Raw genomic sequence first — 17,014 nt, forward strand, 5'->3', positions numbered from 1 at the left:
GGACGACTCGACGAGGCACGGACCGCCGCGGCGGTCGAGACCGACGACGCCGGGACGGAACGCACGGCTGCGGCCACTGCCGAGGCCGAGGGCTCTCCCGTCGATGACGAAGCCGGGACCGAGGTCGATGCGGACGCCACCGAGCTCCAGGCGGAGACCGAAGCCGCGGACGAGACCGTCGACGCCGCCGCTGCGGTCGACGAGGTCCCGCCCGCCACCGCGACCGACGCCTCCCTCGCCGACGGAGACGCCGACGCCGACGCAGACGAAGACGCCGACGCGGCGACCGTCGCCGTCGCGACCGCGGTCCTGGCCCCCGCCGACGCCGCCGCGGCCGAGGCATCCCCTTCCGCCGACGCGACCACCGTCCTCCCGGCACCGCCCCTCGCCGACGAGGCGGCCGCCGCGCCGCCGGCCGGCACCGACGGCCCCGTCTACGCGTGGGCGGAGCCCGACCCCAAGCCCAAGAAGAAGCGCACCGCGCTGTGGCTGAGCATCGGCGCCGGCGTCGCCGTCGTCGGCCTCGTGGTCTCGTCGCTGCTGATGATCGCTCCCGGCACGACGGTCGCCGGCGTGCCGGTCGGGTGGATGACCCCCGGCGCCGCGGCGGACGCGATCCAGAAGCAGCTGGCCACGACGACGGTGGTGCTCACGGGCGACGGCGGCGACGCCGAGGTGACCGGTGCCGAGCTGGGCGCGTCGGTCGACGCGAAGGCCCTCGCCGATGCGGCGTTCACCGACCACCCGATGTGGAACCCCACCGCGTGGTTCGCCGAGACGGGCGCCGAGGTCGAGCTCGACACGGCGACCGCCCTCGAGGCGCTGCAGAAGGCCGCGCCCGCCCTGTTCACCGACCCGGTCGACGCGACCATCGCCTACGACGAGGCGTCGACCTCGTACGTGTCGGCGCCGGCGACGCCGGGCACCGGGATCGACGTCGCCACCGTGCAGCAGGCGCTGCAGGCGGCGTTCGAGGCAGGCAAGACGACGGTGAACCTCGACCCGGTGATCTCCGAGGTCCCCGCGGCGATCTCGACCGAGACCGCGGCAGACACGGCGACGAAGCTGAACGGAATGATCTCGAACATCGGCTTCTACGTCGGCGACGAGCGCACCGTGCCGGTGGACCGCGCCGTGGCGGCATCCTGGCTCACCGTCACTCCCGAGAACGGAGTGTTCTCGATCAGCGCGGACGCCGCGGCCATCCAGCCGGTCGTCGACACGCTCGCCGCGTCCGTCGACCGCGCACCCGAGAACGCCGTCGAGATCACCGACCGCGCCGGCAAGGTGCTGCAGACCATCGCGGCAGGGCAGTCGGGCCGCAAACTGGGCGCCACCGCCGGCATCGCTGCGGCGTTCGCGGCGCAGCTCGCCGGCGGCGACCCGGTGTACAAGCTCCCCGTCGACGAGGTGCCGGTCAGCACGACCACGCGCGCGCGCCACATCGTCGTGGACCTCAGCGACCAGGCCGCGTACTTCTACGAGAACGGCGTCGTCGTCAGCTCGACCCGGATGTCGTCGGGCCTGCCGGGCCACGACACGCACACCGGCAGCTTCCGCATCACCGCGAAGCTGCGCATCCAGAACATGGGCAATCCCGACCTCACCAAGGCGCCGTACTACTACACGAAGAACGTCCCCTGGGTCATGTACTTCAACGGCGACCAGGCTCTGCACGGCGCGTACTGGCACAACAACTTCGGCAACCGCATGAGCCACGGCTGCGTCAACCTGCCCGTCGGCGTCGCCGAGTTCCTCTACCAGTGGGCCCCCATGGGTACCGAGGTCACCGTCCAGAACTGAATCACCGCATACGACGAATGAGCGGATGCCTCCGGCAGGAGGCATCCGCTCATCTCGTGCTGGCTGCGGGTCAGAGGCCGTCGATCACCGCGTTGAACGTGGCCGACGGGCGCATGACGCCTTCGACCAGCTCGGCGTCGGGACGGTAGTAGCCGCCGATGTCGACCGGCGAGCCCTGCACGGCGAGCAGCTCGTCGACGATCTTCTGCTCGTTGGCGGCGAGGGTCTCGGCGACCGGCGCGAAGGCCGCGGCCAGCTCGGCGTCGTCGGTCTGCTTGGCGAGCTCCTGCGTCCAGTACAGGGCCAGGTAGAAGTGGCTGCCGCGGTTGTCGATCGTGCCGAGCGCGCGGCCGGGCGACTTGTCGTTCTCGAGGAACGTGCCGGTCGCGGCATCGAGCGTGTCGGCGAGCACCTTCGCCTTCGCGTTGCCGGTGAACTCCGAGAGGTGCTCGAACGACGCGGCCAGCGCGAAGAACTCGCCCAGCGAGTCCCAGCGCAGGTAGTCCTCTTCGAGGAGCTGCTGCACGTGCTTGGGGGCCGAGCCGCCGGCGCCCGTCTCGAACAGGCCGCCGCCCGCGAGCAGCGGGACGATCGAGAGCATCTTGGCGCTCGTGCCCACCTCGAGGATCGGGAACAGGTCGGTGAGGTAGTCGCGCAGCACGTTGCCGGTCACCGAGATGGTGTCCAGGCCGTGGCGCAGACGCGCGAGCGTGTACCGCGTCGCCTCGGCGGGGGCGAGGATCGAGATCTGGAGCCCCTTCGTGTCCATCGTGGCGAGCGCCTGGTAGACCTTCGCGATCACCTGCGCGTCGTGGGCGCGGTTGACGTCGAGCCAGAACACGGCCGGGGCGCCGGTGGCGCGGGCACGGGTGACCGCGAGCTTCACCCAGTCCACGAGCGGGATGTACTTGGTCTGCGTGGCGCGCCAGATGTCGCCGGCCTCGACGTCGTGCTCGATGACGACCTCGCCCGACGAGTCCACGATCTCGACGCGGCCGTCGGACGGGATCTCGAACGTCTTGTCGTGGCTGCCGTACTCCTCGGCCGCCTGCGCCATGAGGCCGACGTTGGGGACGGTGCCGATCGTGGCGGGGTCGAGCGGGCCGTTCGCGATGACGTCGTCGATGACCGCCTGGTACACGCCGGCGTACGACGAGTCGGGGATGACGGCGACGGTGTCGGCCTCGCCGCCGTCGGCGCCCCACAGCTTGCCGCCGTTGCGGATGAGCGCGGGCATCGAGGCGTCGACGATGACATCCGACGGGACGTGCAGGTTCGTGATGCCCTTGTCGGAGTTGACGTACGACAGCGCCGGGCCGGTCTCGAAGCCCGCCTCGAACGCGGCGATGATCTCGTCCCCGCCCTCGACGCTCTCCAGCCCGGTGAGGATCGATCCGAGGCCGTTGTTGGCGCTGAGCCCGGCCTGCGCGATCTTGTCGCCGTAGCGGTCGAACACGTCGGCGAAGTACGTCTTCACGACGTGGCCGAAGATGATCGGGTCGCTGACCTTCATCATCGTGGCCTTGAGGTGCACGGAGTAGAGGATGCCGGCGGCCTTCGCCTCGGCCTGCACCTCGGCGAGGAAGGCGTCCAGAGCCTTCGCCGACAGGAACGTCGCGTCGACGATCTCGCGCGGGAGGACCTTGAGGCCCTCCTTCAGCACCGTGACGGTGCCGTCGGCGCCGACGAGGCGGATCGACAGCACGTCGTCGTGCGCGGCGACCCACGACTTCTCGTTGCTTTTGAAGTCGTCGTGACCCATGGTCGCGACGCGGGTCTTGGAGCCCTCGCCGAACGCCTTGTTGCGGTGCGGGTGCTTGCGCGCGTAGTTCTTCACCGACAGCGGCGCGCGGCGGTCGCTGTTGCCCTCGCGCAGCACGGGGTTGACGGCGGAGCCCTTGATGCGGTCGTAGCGGGCGCGCACGTCCTTCTGCTCGAGGGTCTCGGCGTCGTCCGGGTAGTCCGGGATGTCGTAGCCCTGCGACTGCAGCTCGGCGATCGCGGCCTTCAGCTGCGGGATCGATGCCGAGATGTTCGGGAGCTTGATGATGTTCGCCTCGGGCAGGGTCGCGAGGCCGCCGAGCTCGGCGAGTGCGTCTCCCACCTGCTGCTCGGGCGTGAGGTTCTGCGGGAACGCCGCGAGGATGCGGCCCGCCAGTGAGATGTCGCGCGTCTCGATCTCGACCCCGGCCTGGCCGGCGACGGCCTGCACGATCGGGAGGAAAGACGCGGTGGCGAGGGCCGGAGCCTCGTCGGTATAGGTGTAGATGATGGTGGAGTCGGTCACCTGAATCGGTCCTGTCGGTGCTTCGGACGGGTCGCGCACAGCCTATCGCAAGCACCTGGGGAGATATCTCGACATCAAGATATCTCCGCGCGTGAACATTGCGTTTCCGTGTGAAATCCACAGTGCTGGATGCGGCCATCCGGGCTAGCCTGGGGCGCATGGGTGATCTGCGGCTCGTCGAACTCTCCGCCTCGACCATCGTGGCGGTCAACAATATGTCGCTCAAGCCCGGCCAGGAGGAGTTCCTGTCGCCGGTGAGCTACGGCATCGCCGCGACCGTCGTGAACCCGCAGACCACGTGGCAGCGCGTCGTGCTCGACGACGACCAGGTCGTCGCCTTCATCAGCGGCAACTTCGACCTCGAGGACCCGCAGGAGCACTTCCGCTCGGTGCTGTGGCGCATCAACGTCGATGCCGACGACCAGGGCAAGGGCATCGGCCGCTTCGCTGTCGAGGCGCTCCTGGAAGAGGCCCGCAACCGCGGAATGGATCACGTGAACGTGATCTACGAGGCCGGCGAAGGCGGGCCGCAGGCATTCTTCGAGCGTGTGGGCTTCACGCCCGTCGGTGAGACCGAGTACGGTGAAGTCATCGCCGAGATCAGAATCTGATCCGGCGCACCGGCGTCCGATCTGGGGAACGGACGATCAGCGCCTCCCAGCGCTCCTGAGACCGGCGGCGGGGCCTCGAATACCCCTCCCCCATCGAGGCCTCGTCGCCTTTTCTCCGGCGAGCATCGAAGCGCTTCCGCGCAGGCACGAGGGTAGGCCCGTGCCGAGATTCGATCTGTCCCCCGCGGAGCTCGAGGCGTACGCGCCCGACGTCCGCGAACCCGCCGACTTCGACGACTTCTGGGCGACGACGCTCACCGAGGCGCGTCGTTGGGATGCCGCTCCCGAGGTGGTGCCGGCCGATACCCCCTTCACCGCGCTCGAGGTGTTCGACGTGACGTTCCCGGGCTTCGGCGGCGACCCCGTCAAGGGCTGGCTGACGCTCCCCGCGGGTGCCGCCGAGCCGCTCCCCGCCGTCGTCGAGTTCCAGGGCTACGGCGGTGGGCGAGGCCTGCCGGGCGAGCGCCTGGGCTGGGCCGCTGCCGGCCACGCACACCTGCTGATGGACACGCGCGGCCAGGGCTCGATGTGGGGATCGGGTGGCGACACCCCCGACCCGCACGGCACGGGTCCGTCGTCGAGCGGCTTCATGACGCGCGGCATCGAGGACCCGGCCGACTACTACTACCGCCGCGTGTTCACCGACGCGGTGCGGGCGGTCGATGCGGTCCGGACGCTGCCGCAGGTCGACGCCGACCGCGTCGCCGTCTGCGGCGGCAGCCAGGGCGGAGGCATCGCGATCGCCGCCGCCGGGCTGTCGGACGGCCTCGTGGCCGTCATGCCCGACGTGCCGTTCCTCTGCCACTTCGAGCGCGCCGTCGGCTTCACCGACGCCGACCCGTACCAGGAGGTCGTGCGTTACCTCTCGGTGCACCGGGGCATGGACGACCGGGTGTTCGAGACGCTGTCGTACTTCGACGGCGCGAACATGGCGAAGCGCGCGGATGCCGCGGCCCTCTACTCCGTCGCACTCATGGACACCATCTGCCCGCCCTCGACGGTGTACGCGGCGTACAACCGCCATGCCGCGGCGAAGAAGCAGATCGAGGTGTACACGCACAACGGCCACGAGGGCGGTCAGGCGTTCCAGTTCCTCGCTCAGGCCCGCTTCCTCTCGACGCTGCTCTAACCCGCGACCCGGATCCGCGAAAGGCTACGATTCCGCGGCGAAAACGTACCCTTTCGCGGTTCCTGGGCTACACCGCCTCGACGTGGAGGACGAAGGCCTGCAGCGGCCAGAGCGTGGGCAGCTGCAAGCCGACCTCGGCGAGAACGGCGCCGGGCAGGTCGAGCCCGCCTGCGGTGAACCACTCCGGCGCGATCCAGCCGTACTTGGCCGTGCCGATCTCGTCGCGCACGCGGACGCGGTAACGCCGGGCGCGGTCGAGACCGGGGATCCGCAACCGCTCGGCGCGGGCGTCCTCCAGGCTCGCGACGGTGGCCACGAGCACGACGGCGGCGACATCGGTCACGAAGCCGGTGACACGCCACGCGGGGTCGCGGAGCTCCGGGTGCACGACGCGGCCGGTGTGCACGATCGGACGCAGCTCCTTGTACAACGCCGCGAACCGCGTGATCGCCGCGGTGTCGTCGTCGTCGCACGACATGATGTCCCACTCGAATCCCGCCGACCCCATGAGGCTCGTCGCCATCCGGTACGACAGGTCGGTCGTGCGCCCCGACGAGTGGGAGGTCGTGGGACCCACGTGCGCGCCGACGAGCTCGGGCGGAAGCAGCAGCCCGGTCCACCGCTGGATCTCCTGGCGTTCGACGGGGTCGTTCGAGTCGCTCGCCCACACCCGGTCGGCGACCTCGAGGATCCCGAGATCGGTGCGGGCTCCTCCGCTGGAGCACGACTCGATCTCGAGCGCAGGATGCCGGCGCCTGAGCTCGGCCATCAACCCGTACACCGCGATCATCTGAGCGTGGCCGCCGGGGCGGCCGGCGTGGACGCTCTCCACGAGGTCGCGGTTGTGGTCCCACTTGATGAAGTCGATGCCGAGGCCGGTCACGAGGGCGTCGATCTGCCCGAGCACGTGGGCGAAGGCATCCCGGTTCGCGAGGTCCATGACGTACTGCCCGCGCCACGACAGGCTCGCGTCATGTTCGAGGTGCGCGGGGTCGTGCAGCAGCCAGTCGGGGTGCGCCCGCGCGACGTCGGAGTCGAGACTCACCATCTCGGGCTCGAACCACAGGCCGAACTGCATGCCGAGCGCGTGCACGCGCTCCGCGAGCGGCTCCAGCCCGTCCGGCCACACGGTGCGGTCGACGACCCAGTCCCCCAGGCTCGTGGTGTCGTCGCGGCGTCCCTGGAACCAGCCGTCGTCGAGCACGAACCGCTCGATCCCGACCTCGGCCGCCCGCTCGGCGAGCGCCGTCAGCCGGGCGGGGTCGTGGTCGAAGTAGACGGCCTCCCAGGTGTTGAGCACGAGAGGGCGCGGGGATGCCGGATGCTGCGGCCGTGCGCGCATCCAGGTGTGCACACAGTCGGCGAAGCCGTCGAGTCCGGCGGAGGTGTGCACGAAGGCGGCACGCGGCGCCGCGTACTCGTCACCGGGCGCCAGACGGATCTCGCCGGGCCGAAGCAGCTCCCCCGCGCCGATCAGCGTCACCGCGTCGGTGACCCGGTCCACACGGGTGGTGAGGTCGCTCGACCAGGCCAGATGCACGCCCCACAGCTCACCTGCGCCCCAGCGCGGCACGCCGATCCCGGCGATCGCCGCCACCGGATTGTCGTGCCCGGGGCGGCCGCGCCGTGTCTGGCGCACGGTCGCGCCGGCCGGCATCGGGGTCGCCACGGGCCGCTTCTCGCGCGTCCAGCGCCCGTCGAAGGTGAGCAGCGTGTCGGTCGTCGTCGGCACCGGGAGCGACGCCTCGAGCCAGTCGAGGTCGATGGGCGCGGCATCCGCACCGCCGTCGTGGCGAAGCGCGTGGCGCATCCACACGACGCCCCCCGCCTCGATCGCCAGCTCGATCGTCAGCAGCAGTCCGGATGCCTCGTCGCGGGCCCGGAAGACGGCCCGGTCGCAGGCGGACTCGACCTCGTCGAGCAGCCACCGCGGGTGGTGGACGATGCCCGCCGCCCGCAGCTGCATGCCGGGACGACCGGTCCAGCCGTCCGCCTCCTGTGGCGAGAGCGTCACCTGCCATGCCGCGTCGAGCGTGCCAGGCGGGGTCTGCCGGCTCACCGTCCGCGCCAGAGCGATGCCATCGCCGTCGGCCAGCGGGCCCGTCGCGGTGCCCCAGTGCAACACGCAGGGCAGGCCCGGTCCGCGTGCGTCGATGACGACGCCGACGCCTTCGCGCTCAAGATGGACGAAGCCGGAGGTCATGCGGTGGTCCTGTCTGCGGGAGATCGTTCGCCGGTGCCGCGCTCGACGATCCAGGTGGGCATCTCGAGCTGGCGCGTGAAACCGGCCGGGTCCTGCATGCGCTCGATGGCGAGGGTCGCCGCCGCCTTGCCGAGCGCGAGCGGGTCGTACGATACGACCGACACGCCGAGCACGTCGGCGGTGTCGAAGTCGTCGAACCCGATGAGCGCGGTGGCGTCGTCGTCGCGGTCCCGCAGCACGCGCAAGGCTCCGACGGTGACACGGTTGTTGCCGGTGATGATCGCGGTCGGAGCGTCGGCACGATCGAGCAGGTCGGCGATCAGGCCGTCGGCGGGGCGCGTCAGATCGTCGGCGAGGCGTTCCCAGCGCCAGGCGTCCGCGATGTTGTAAGCGGCCAGCGCATCGCGATACCCCCGCAGACGCTCGGCCTGCGTGTAGACCGATGCCGGGTTGCAGATGTAGCCGATGCGGCGGTGCCCGCGTTCCAGCAGCCGCGTGGTGGCCTCGAAGACACCGCGGTGGTTCTCGAGCACGATCGAGTCCGCGACGAGATTGCGGGCCGGCCGGTCGATCGCGATGATCGGCGTGCCGAGGTGCCGCTCGCCTTCGAGGTACGACTGATCCTCGGCGACGGGGATCAGCAGCAGGGCGCCCAGGCGCTGGCCCAGCAGCGCGTCCGCGACCCGCTCCTCACCCTCGGGGGTGTCGTCGGTGGTCGCGACGACGAGCGAGAACCCATGCGCCGAGAGCTCCCGCTCGATGCCCGCGGCGAGCTTGTAATAGAACGGGTTGTTCAGCTCGCCCATGATGAATCCGATCGTGTCGGTCGGGCCGCCGCGACGCAGATTCCGCGCGAGCGGATTGGGGCGGAAGCGCAGCCGCTTGGCGGCTGCGAGCACGCGCTCGACCGTCTCGGGTGCGACCAGATCGCGGTGCGTGAACACGCGCGAGACCGTCTTCGAGCTCACCCCGGCGAGCCGGGCCACGTCCTCGAGGGTGGCGCGCTGCTGAACGTTCATGGGTGGCCTTCCTTGCTGGGCGGAGTTCACGCTAGCAGCCTTGACGACAAGATGTCTACGTAGGACATTGCACGGACATTGTCTTGGCGAGGGCGCGATCTTGAGAGCCTTTTTTCCCGATCAAGCGCTTTTTTGTTTCTCCGGCCTTGGATCGGACAAGACAAGACAGCGCTGACATTTGCGACTTGCGGAACCGCTTCGAAGCGCTCTACTCTGACGGCGCGACGAACCACGCGACGGTGCGATGATCCGCACCGGCAGTTCAAGGGCGAACCTGACAAGGAGAATCACATGGCGAAGAAGGCAATCGCGTCCCTCGCGGTGCTGGCGACAGCCGCGGTCGCGATGAGCGGCTGCGCGGGCAGCGGCTCCGACGACGCGGGCAACACCATCGACGGCGACGTCAAGGGCGACATCAAGGTCATCACGTGGCGGACCGACCTCGTGGAGGACGGCACCTTCGACAAGTACGCCGAGGAGTTCAACAAGAAGTACCCAGACGTCAAGGTGACGTTCGAGGGCATCACGGACTACGCGGGCGAGATGCTCACCCGGATGTCAACGAGCAACTACGGCGATGTCATCGGCATCCCGGCGATCAAGCCGGAGCAGTACGAGCAGTTCCTGGAGCCGCTGGGCAAGACCTCCGATTTCGAGGACACCTACCGGTTCCTTCCCGCGGCGAGCTACGACGGCACCCAGTACGGCATCGCGTGGGGCGGCAACGCCAACGGCGTGGTCTACAACAAGAAGGTCTTCGAAGAGGCCGGCGTCACCGAGCTTCCGACAACCGAGGACGAATGGCTGGAGGCGCTACAGAAGGTCAAGGACAACACCGATGCGATCCCGCTGTACACCAACTACAAGGATGGCTGGCCGCTGACGCAGAGCTTCGGCAACCTCGGTGTCGTCACCAAAGACGCGGACGCTCCCATCACCATGGCCGAGGACCCGGCGCCGTGGACGGAGGGCAGCGACGTCTACGCGATCGACTCGCTCCTGTACGACAGCGTCGCCGCCGGCCTCACCGAGGACGACCCGCTCACCACGAACTGGGAGCAGTCGAAGGTCGACCTCGGCACCGGCAAGATCGCCGCGATGACGCTGGGCTCCTGGGCCATCTCTCAGATGCAGGCGGCGGCGGACGACAACGGCGCCTCGGCCGACGACATCGGCTACATGGCGTTCCCCGCGAACGTCGACGGCACGCAGTACGCCGTCATCGGCGGCGACTACAACCTCGCAGTCAGCAAGCACTCGAAGGCGAAGGCTGCCGCGTGGGCCTGGATCCAGTGGGTCGTGGAGGACTCCGGCTACACCGAGGCGCAGGGCATGATCTCGCCGGTGATCGAGAAGCCCCTCCCCGACAACCTGAAGGGCTTCGAGGACGCGGGCGTCGAACTGATGGAGATCAACCCCGCCCCCGCCGGCAAGGAAGGGCTCATCAACAACGTCGCCGACGACTCGAAGATCGACCTCTACGGCCCGATCTACCGTCAGAAGCTCGTCGACATCGCACGCGGCGCAGCCGACGGCGACAAGGAGAGCTACTTCGCCGAGCTGAACGAGCGCTGGGGCGCCTCGGTCGAGAAGCTCGAGAACTGACCGAGGGGGCGACAGAGACATGGCCATCGCGACTCCAGGTGCGGCTCCGGCGGATGCCCCTGCCGCCCTCTCCGCTCCGGCCCGGGGCCGGCTCGTCGGGATCACCCGGCGGGCCGACCGCCCCGGCCGCCGCGGCGGACCCGCCGGCCGGGGCGTGCTGAAGCACCTCACCCCGTGGTTCTTCCTCGCCGCTGCCGTGGGCCTGCTGCTGCTGTTCACCTACTGGCCGGCGCTGAACCTGTTCTATTTCAGCGTCACCGACTGGGACGGCATCGACCTGCAGAAGAACTTCGTGGGCCTCGACAACTACATCGAGGTGTTCACCGACCCGCGCATCTTCTCGGTGTTCTTCGTCAGCCTGTACTACTTCTTCGCGTCGTTCGCGCAGATGGCGATCGCCCTCTACTTCGCGACGATCCTCAGCTTCTCGACGAGGTTCTCGAACCTGTTCCGCGGGATCCTGTTCTTCCCCTACCTCATCAACGGCGTCGCGATCGGCTTCGTCTTCCTCTACCTCTTCCAGCCGGGCGGCACCCTCGACACGGTTCTCGGCTGGTTCGGGATGGCCGACCCGCCGCAGTGGCTGGGCAACCCCGACGTCGTGAACTGGTCGCTCGCAGGCACCTCTGTCTGGCGGTACACGGGCATGAACTTCGTGCTGTTCCTCGGTGCGATCCAATCGATCCCCCACGAGCTGTACGAGGCCGCCGACCTCGACGGGGCCAGCCGCTGGCAGCAGTTCTGGGCGATCATCTTCCCCGGCATCCGGCGGGTCGTCGGCCTGTCGTTCATCCTCGCGATCTCGGGCAGCCTCAGCGTCTTCGAGATCCCGTTCATCATGACCGGCGGCGCCAACGGCTCGGCGACATTCGTGATCCAGACCCTGCAGACCGCATTCACCTTCCGACAGGTCGGACTCGCGTCCGCGATGGCGGTGGTGCTGCTCGTCATCGTGCTCGTCGTCACCTGGATCCAGCGCAAGGTGTTCCCCGACGAGAAGGTCGACCTGACATGACCACGACCGAACCGCTCCGCACGATGCCGGTGCGGACCACGCCGCCCCGACCCGCTCGCGGCCGCACGCCGCTGCAGCGACTGCGAGGGGTGAGCGCGACGACCGCGAAGTACCTCAGCCTCATCATCGCGTCGGTCGTGACGCTGCTGCCTCTGTCGGTGCTGCTCTTCGCGAGCCTCAAGACCGCTCCCGAGTACGCGCAGACGGGACCCTTCGATCCGCCGTCGAACTGGCTGAATTTCGACAACTTCGTCACGGCGTTCACCAGCGGCAAGATGCTCGAGGGCTTCGTCAACACGGCGATCGTCCTCGTGGTCTCACTCGCCGGCACCATCTTCATCGGCACGATGGCCGCGTACGCCCTGGACCGCTTCGCGTTCCGCGGCAAGAAGCTCGTGTTCGGGCTCTTCCTCGTCGCGACCCTCATCCCGAGCGTGACGAGCCAGGTCGCGACGTTCCAGCTCATCAACGGCCTCGGTCTGTATGACACCAAGGCCGCGCTGATCCTGCTCTTCATGGGCACCGACATCATCGCGATCTATCTGTTCATCCAGTTCATGCAGTCGATCCCGGTCTCGCTCGACGAGGCCGCGATGATCGACGGCGCGAACCGCTGGACGATCTACTGGCGGATCATCCTGCCCCTCCTCAAGCCCGCCATCGCGACGGTCGTCATCATCAAGGGCATCGCGGTGTACAACGAGTTCTACGCACCATTCCTCTATCTGCCGTCCGAGGGACTCATCTCCACGTCGCTGTTCCGGTTCAAGGGACCGTTCGGCGCACAATGGGAGGTCATCTCGGCCGGCACCGTCCTCGTCATCATCCCGACCCTCATCGCCTTCCTGCTGCTGCAGCGCTGGATCTACAAGGGCCTGACCTCTGGAGCCGTCAAGTGACCACTCCCCTCACCTTCCGCCCCCTCGACTCAGGCTGGTCGCTGCGCGCGTGCGCCGGACCGGCGCCGGAGGGCTTCGACACCGACGTCGCGGCGACCGTCCCCGGCTGCGTGCACACCGATCTGCTCGCGGCGGGACTCATCCCCGATCCCTTCCTCGACGACAACGAGTCGGCGCTGGCCTGGATCGGCCTCGTGGACTGGACGTATTCGACGACGTTCGATTGGTCGAGGGATGCCGCCGACCGCACGGATCTCGTCTTCCAGGGACTCGACACCGTGACGACGATCCGCCTCAACGGGCGCGAGATCGGTGCGACGGCCAACCAGCACCGCTCGTACCGGTTCGACGTCCGCGACCTGCTCGTCGAGGGCGAGAACGAGCTGGTCGTCGCGTTCCGCTCTCCGATCAAATACGCCAACGAGCAGAGCGTCGCGCTGGGAGTGCGGCCGCGCGCGTACGCCCTGCCCAACGACGCCATCCGCAAGTCGGCGTGCAGCTACGGCTGGGACTGGGGCATCGCGACCTATACCAGCGGCATCGTGAAGCCCGTGGGCCTGGAGTCCTGGTCGGCTGCGCGCCTCGCCGAGACGCGCGTGGTCGCGACCCCGTCTGGCGACGGCGGCACCGTCACCGTGGACCTCGCGCTCGAGCGGGCGGGAGCGGATGCCGTCACCCTGACGATCCGCACGGCCGGGGTCGAGGCATCCGCGGTCCTCACGTCGGGCGATCGCTGCCGCCTCACCATCGACCTCGACGAGGTCGACCGGTGGTGGCCGACCGGGTACGGTGCGCAGCCGCTGTACGACGTCGAGGTGGAGCTCGCGGCATCCGACGGATCCGTACTCGACCGCACCACGCGCCGAGTCGGATTCCGCGACGTGCGGTGGGACATGACGCCCGACGAGGCGGGCACGCCGTTCACCCTCGTCGTGAACGACCAGCCGGTCTTCGTGAAGGGCGTCAACTGGATCCCCGACGACGCCCTCACGGTGCGCGTGACGCGCGACCGCGTGCGCCGGCGCTTCGAGCAGGCGCTCGACGCGAACCTCAACCTCATCCGGGTCTGGGGCGGCGGGCTGTACGAGTCCGACGACTTCTACGAACTCGCCGACGAGCTCGGGCTGCTGGTGTGGCAGGACTTCCTGTTCGCGTGCGCCGCGTACGCCGAGGAGGACCCGCTGCGCTCGGAGGTCGAAGCGGAAGCGCGTGAGAACATCACGCGGCTCGCCCATCACGCCTCGCTCGTGCTGCTCACCGGCAACAACGAGAACCTCTGGGGCTACGAGGACTGGGGCTGGAAGCTGCGCCTGGACGGCAAGACCTGGGGCGCGTACTACTACTACGAGCTCTTCCCGTCGCTGGTGGACGAGCTCGCGCCGCATGTGCCGTACGCACCCGGAAGCCCCTTCAGCCCCGGTCTCGGCTGGAACGGCAGGCAGCAGACCGGACCGCACCCCAATGACGAGCAGCACGGCAGCGTGCACCTGTGGGAGCAGTGGAACCGGCTGGACTGGACCACCTACCGCGCGCACACGCCGCGCTTCGTGGCCGAGTTCGGCTGGCAGGGCCCGCCCACCTGGTCCACCCTCACCCGATCGATCGGCGACGACCCGCTCACGCCCGAGTCACCGGGCATGATCGTGCATCAGAAGGCAGGCGAGGGCAACGTGAAGCTCACGAACGGCCTGCTCCCCCACTTCCGGTTGCCGGAGCACATGGAGACCTGGCACTGGGCGATGCAGCTCAACCAGGCCCTCGCCGTGCGCACCGCGCTGGAGCACTTCCGCTCGTGGGCCCCGCACACGCAGGGCGCCATCGTGTGGCAGCTCAACGACTGCTGGCCGGTGACCTCGTGGGCGGCGATTGACGGCGACGAGCGGCCGAAGCCCCTGTTCTACGGCCTCAGGAACGCCTTCGCGCCACGGGTCGTGACGATCCAGCCCCGCGAAGGCGGACTGGCCGCCGTCGTCTCGAACGACACCGCGGCCGCGTGGTCGGGCGAGCTCGTTGCTCGCCGGCTCGGGTTCGACGGCGAGGAGCACGGCCGGTTCGCGATCGCGGTGTCGCTGGAACCGCGCGAGACGACGACGGTCGCGCTGCCCGCCGGCATCACCGAGGCCGCAGACGCCGGCGCAGAGCTCATCGCGGCCGCCGTCGGCGACGTGCGCGGGTTCTGGTTCTTCGCCGAGCCTCGGGACTCGTCGCTCGGCGCGGCGGACGTCGAGGTGGCCGCCGAAGCCGCCGACGGAGGCACGCGCGTCACCGTGACAGCCCGAAGCCTCGTGCGCGATCTGACGCTGCTCGTCGACAAGGTCGACCCGGACGCCGTCGCGTCGGATGCGCTGCTGACACTGCTCCCCGGCGAGAGCACGACGCTGCTGGTGCGCCACGAGGGGCCGGCGCTGGCCGCATCCACCCTCTCGGATCCTCGGGTGCTGCGCACCGCCAACGAACTGGTCACCTCGTGACCGCGCCGCTCCACCAGGCACTCGGCTCCTACGTGGCCGGAATGACCTGGGGGTGGACCGGCGTGCGCGGAACCTGGGCCACCGACGATGCCGCGGAGTCGATGCGGCTCATGGCCGACCACGGCGTGAACTGGACGGCGCTCGCCTACTCGGCGCTGCAGGACACGGCGCAGTCGACCCACGTGCGGTTCGGTGACGCGCCGACCCTCACCGACGACGAGATCGTGTGGGCGATCCGCGAAGCGAAGAGGCTCGGGCTGAAGGTGTGCCTGAAGCCTGTCGTCAACGTCGCGGACGGCACATGGCGGGCGCACATCGGATTCTTCGACCAGGACGTTCCGGGCGAGCCGAACTGGGGCGAGTGGTTCGCGTCGTACCGCGAGTTCATCTTGCATGCGGCGCGGATCGCCGCTGCCGAGGGCTGCGAGATGCTCTGCATCGGCTGCGAGATGGTGCGCGCCGACGCCCGCGAGGCCGAGTGGCGCGCTCTCATCGCCGACGTCCGCGCCGTGTACGACGGCGTCGTGACCTACAACTGTGACAAGTACCAGGAGGACCGCCTCACGTGGTGGGATGCTGTCGACGTCATCACCTCGAGCGGCTATTACCCGGTCGATGCGTGGCAGGAGCAGCTCGACCGCATCGAACGGGTGGTCGAGGCCTCGGGCAAGCCGTTCTTCTTCATGGAGGCGGGATGCCCGTCCCGCGAGGGCTCCCCGTCACGGCCGAACGACTGGGCCCTGCCCGGCGGGCCGTCGGGCGCTGAGCAGCTCCGGTACTACGAGGCCATGTTCGCGGCGTGCGACGAGCGGCCCTGGATGCGGGGGTTCATGCTGTGGGACTGGCCCGCCCGCTTGTACTCCGCCGCCGACGCCTCAGTGAACAGCGACTACTGTCCCTACGGCAAGCCGGCCGGGGCGTTCCTGCGGGACGTCTACCGGCAGCGGACGGGCGGTGTGCGGTGAGCACCGTCTCGGCCACAATCGACTCAGCGGACAGAAGGGGCGGCAGCCGCATGAGCAGAGTACTCGCGATCGATGCCGGGCAGACCGGGATCAAGGTGCGCGTCGGCGGGCAGGATCTCGTGTTCCCCGGGATCGACACGCACGAGGAGCTGCTGCCCCAGCTGGCGGATGTCGTGCGCGCCGCACTCGAGCGCACCGGCGCCGACGCGTCTGTCGTGACCGCCGGGGTGTCGGGGCTGACCACGAGAGAGGCGGACGCGGCCGCTCTGCTCACCCGCATCGGAGAGCCCCACGTGCGCGAGGTCACTCTCGCGCACGACTCGACGACATCTTTCCTCGGCGCACTCGGCGACGTTCCCGGAGCCGTCGTCGCCGCCGGCACGGGCGTGGTCACCCTCGCCGTCGGCGCGGAACAGGTCGCACGCGTCGACGGGTGGGGGTACCTCATGGGCGACGCCGGCAGCGGATACTGGATCGGCCGCGAGGCCCTCGACGCGGTGATGCGCGAGTTCGACGGCCGCGGGCCGGCCACCGCGCTGACCGGCGTGGCGATGGAGCGCTGGCCCGACCTCACCCAGGCGTACATCGACCTGCAGGCCGATCACGATCGCGTGCGCGTCGTCGCATCGTTCGCCGAGCACGTCGCGCGCTTCGCCACAGCCGGCGATGCCGTGGCGCAGCACATCACGGTGCGCGCGGGCGGCGAGCTCGCGCACAGCGTCGAGACGGCGCTGCGCCGCGTCCGCTCCGACGCCGCGGAGCACTTCTCGGTGTGCGCGATCGGCGGTGTCTTCCGCTCGCCGCAGTTGCACGAGGCCTTCGCGTCGCACATCGCGGCGAGCGAGTTCGACGTCGCGCTCGTCGAGCCCCGCGGCCACGGCATCGACGGCGCGATGGCACTGGCCGACCTCGGGCCGCAGCATCCGCTCTCCCCCGCCGTCTGGCGCGCCCGCGCCTGACCCGCCCCGGGAACGACGGATGCCCCGGCCCTGAGTGTGGACAGGGGG

General features: G+C 69.4%; 12 protein-coding genes. 9 read left to right on the forward strand and 3 right to left on the reverse strand.

All coding sequences use genetic code 11. The features are described from left to right. Positions 1 to 1,803: L,D-transpeptidase family protein (locus ACTHNQ_RS12830; protein ID WP_440333908.1), on the forward strand; the 1,803-nt coding region annotated here is incomplete at its 5' end. Between the two features lie 70 nt (positions 1,804 to 1,873). Here ACTHNQ_RS12830 and ACTHNQ_RS12835 read toward each other — a convergent pair. Beyond that, positions 1,874 to 4,090 carry an NADP-dependent isocitrate dehydrogenase gene (locus tag ACTHNQ_RS12835; protein ID WP_440333909.1) on the reverse strand — a complete coding sequence of 739 codons (2,217 nt, stop codon included), beginning with the start codon at positions 4,088 to 4,090 and terminating at the stop codon, positions 1,874 to 1,876. A gap of 158 nt (positions 4,091 to 4,248) precedes the next feature. Here ACTHNQ_RS12835 and ACTHNQ_RS12840 point away from each other — a divergent pair, with 158 nt between their 5' ends. Together ACTHNQ_RS12840 and ACTHNQ_RS12845 are read left to right on the forward strand one after the other, a co-directional pair. Next, complete coding sequence (locus tag ACTHNQ_RS12840) at positions 4,249 to 4,701, forward strand: GNAT family N-acetyltransferase (RefSeq protein ID WP_018171757.1); 453 nt, start codon at positions 4,249 to 4,251, stop codon at positions 4,699 to 4,701. A 160-nt stretch (positions 4,702 to 4,861) separates the two neighbouring features. Beyond that, on the forward strand, positions 4,862 to 5,830 hold the full coding sequence (locus ACTHNQ_RS12845) for an acetylxylan esterase (RefSeq protein WP_440333910.1): 969 nt from the start codon (positions 4,862 to 4,864) through the stop codon (positions 5,828 to 5,830). A gap of 67 nt (positions 5,831 to 5,897) precedes the next feature. On the opposite strand, the gene ACTHNQ_RS12850 is transcribed toward ACTHNQ_RS12845, so the two are convergent. Continuing rightward, on the reverse strand, positions 5,898 to 8,033 hold the full coding sequence (locus ACTHNQ_RS12850) for an alpha-galactosidase (protein WP_440333911.1): 2,136 nt from the start codon (positions 8,031 to 8,033) through the stop codon (positions 5,898 to 5,900). After that, positions 8,030 to 9,052, reverse strand: coding sequence for a LacI family DNA-binding transcriptional regulator (locus tag ACTHNQ_RS12855; RefSeq protein WP_440333913.1), 1,023 nt, complete (start codon positions 9,050 to 9,052; stop codon positions 8,030 to 8,032). The genes ACTHNQ_RS12850 and ACTHNQ_RS12855 overlap by 4 nt, the downstream gene beginning before the upstream one ends. Before the next feature lie 291 nt (positions 9,053 to 9,343). On the opposite strand from ACTHNQ_RS12855, the gene ACTHNQ_RS12860 reads away from it, so the two are divergent. Genes ACTHNQ_RS12860 through ACTHNQ_RS12885 form a run of 6 tightly spaced genes read left to right on the forward strand, consistent with a single transcriptional unit; the run spans position 9,344 to position 16,966 of the window. Beyond that, positions 9,344 to 10,657, forward strand: coding sequence for an ABC transporter substrate-binding protein (locus tag ACTHNQ_RS12860; protein ID WP_018171753.1), 1,314 nt, complete (start codon positions 9,344 to 9,346; stop codon positions 10,655 to 10,657). A gap of 19 nt (positions 10,658 to 10,676) precedes the next feature. Next, complete coding sequence (locus ACTHNQ_RS12865) at positions 10,677 to 11,672, forward strand: carbohydrate ABC transporter permease (RefSeq protein WP_440333915.1); 996 nt, start codon at positions 10,677 to 10,679, stop codon at positions 11,670 to 11,672. Beyond that, positions 11,669 to 12,571, forward strand: a complete 903-nt coding sequence (locus ACTHNQ_RS12870; protein WP_018171751.1) for a carbohydrate ABC transporter permease — start codon at positions 11,669 to 11,671, stop codon at positions 12,569 to 12,571. Before ACTHNQ_RS12865 ends, ACTHNQ_RS12870 begins: the two co-directional genes overlap by 4 nt. Next, the gene (locus ACTHNQ_RS12875) at positions 12,568 to 15,042 is read left to right on the forward strand and encodes a glycoside hydrolase family 2 protein (protein ID WP_440333918.1); all 2,475 of its coding nucleotides are present in this window, start codon (positions 12,568 to 12,570) and stop codon (positions 15,040 to 15,042) included. The genes ACTHNQ_RS12870 and ACTHNQ_RS12875 overlap by 4 nt, the downstream gene beginning before the upstream one ends. Beyond that, positions 15,039 to 16,007 carry a glycoside hydrolase family 113 gene (locus ACTHNQ_RS12880; RefSeq protein ID WP_440333919.1) on the forward strand — a complete coding sequence of 323 codons (969 nt, stop codon included), beginning with the start codon at positions 15,039 to 15,041 and terminating at the stop codon, positions 16,005 to 16,007. The genes ACTHNQ_RS12875 and ACTHNQ_RS12880 overlap by 4 nt, the downstream gene beginning before the upstream one ends. Before the next feature lie 50 nt (positions 16,008 to 16,057). Beyond that, positions 16,058 to 16,966 (forward strand): N-acetylglucosamine kinase, encoded by a 909-nt coding sequence (locus ACTHNQ_RS12885; RefSeq protein WP_440333921.1) that lies wholly within the window; start codon positions 16,058 to 16,060, stop codon positions 16,964 to 16,966. The last annotated feature ends 48 nt before the right edge of the window (positions 16,967 to 17,014 follow it).

The sequence above is a fragment of the Microbacterium sp. genome, from assembly GCF_051953575.1.
Lineage (GTDB): Bacteria > Actinomycetota > Actinomycetes > Actinomycetales > Microbacteriaceae > Microbacterium.

Coding starts and splice junctions, on each gene's coding strand:
- ACTHNQ_RS12850 (WP_440333911.1), bottom strand. CDS start 8,033: ATGACCTCCGGCTTCGTCCATCTTGAGCGCGAAGGCGTCGGCGTCGTC.
- ACTHNQ_RS12840 (WP_018171757.1), top strand. CDS start 4,249: ATGGGTGATCTGCGGCTCGTCGAACTCTCCGCCTCGACCATCGTGGCG.
- ACTHNQ_RS12885 (WP_440333921.1), top strand. CDS start 16,058: ATGAGCAGAGTACTCGCGATCGATGCCGGGCAGACCGGGATCAAGGTG.
- ACTHNQ_RS12855 (WP_440333913.1), bottom strand. CDS start 9,052: ATGAACGTTCAGCAGCGCGCCACCCTCGAGGACGTGGCCCGGCTCGCC.
- ACTHNQ_RS12870 (WP_018171751.1), top strand. CDS start 11,669: ATGACCACGACCGAACCGCTCCGCACGATGCCGGTGCGGACCACGCCG.
- ACTHNQ_RS12865 (WP_440333915.1), top strand. CDS start 10,677: ATGGCCATCGCGACTCCAGGTGCGGCTCCGGCGGATGCCCCTGCCGCC.
- ACTHNQ_RS12860 (WP_018171753.1), top strand. CDS start 9,344: ATGGCGAAGAAGGCAATCGCGTCCCTCGCGGTGCTGGCGACAGCCGCG.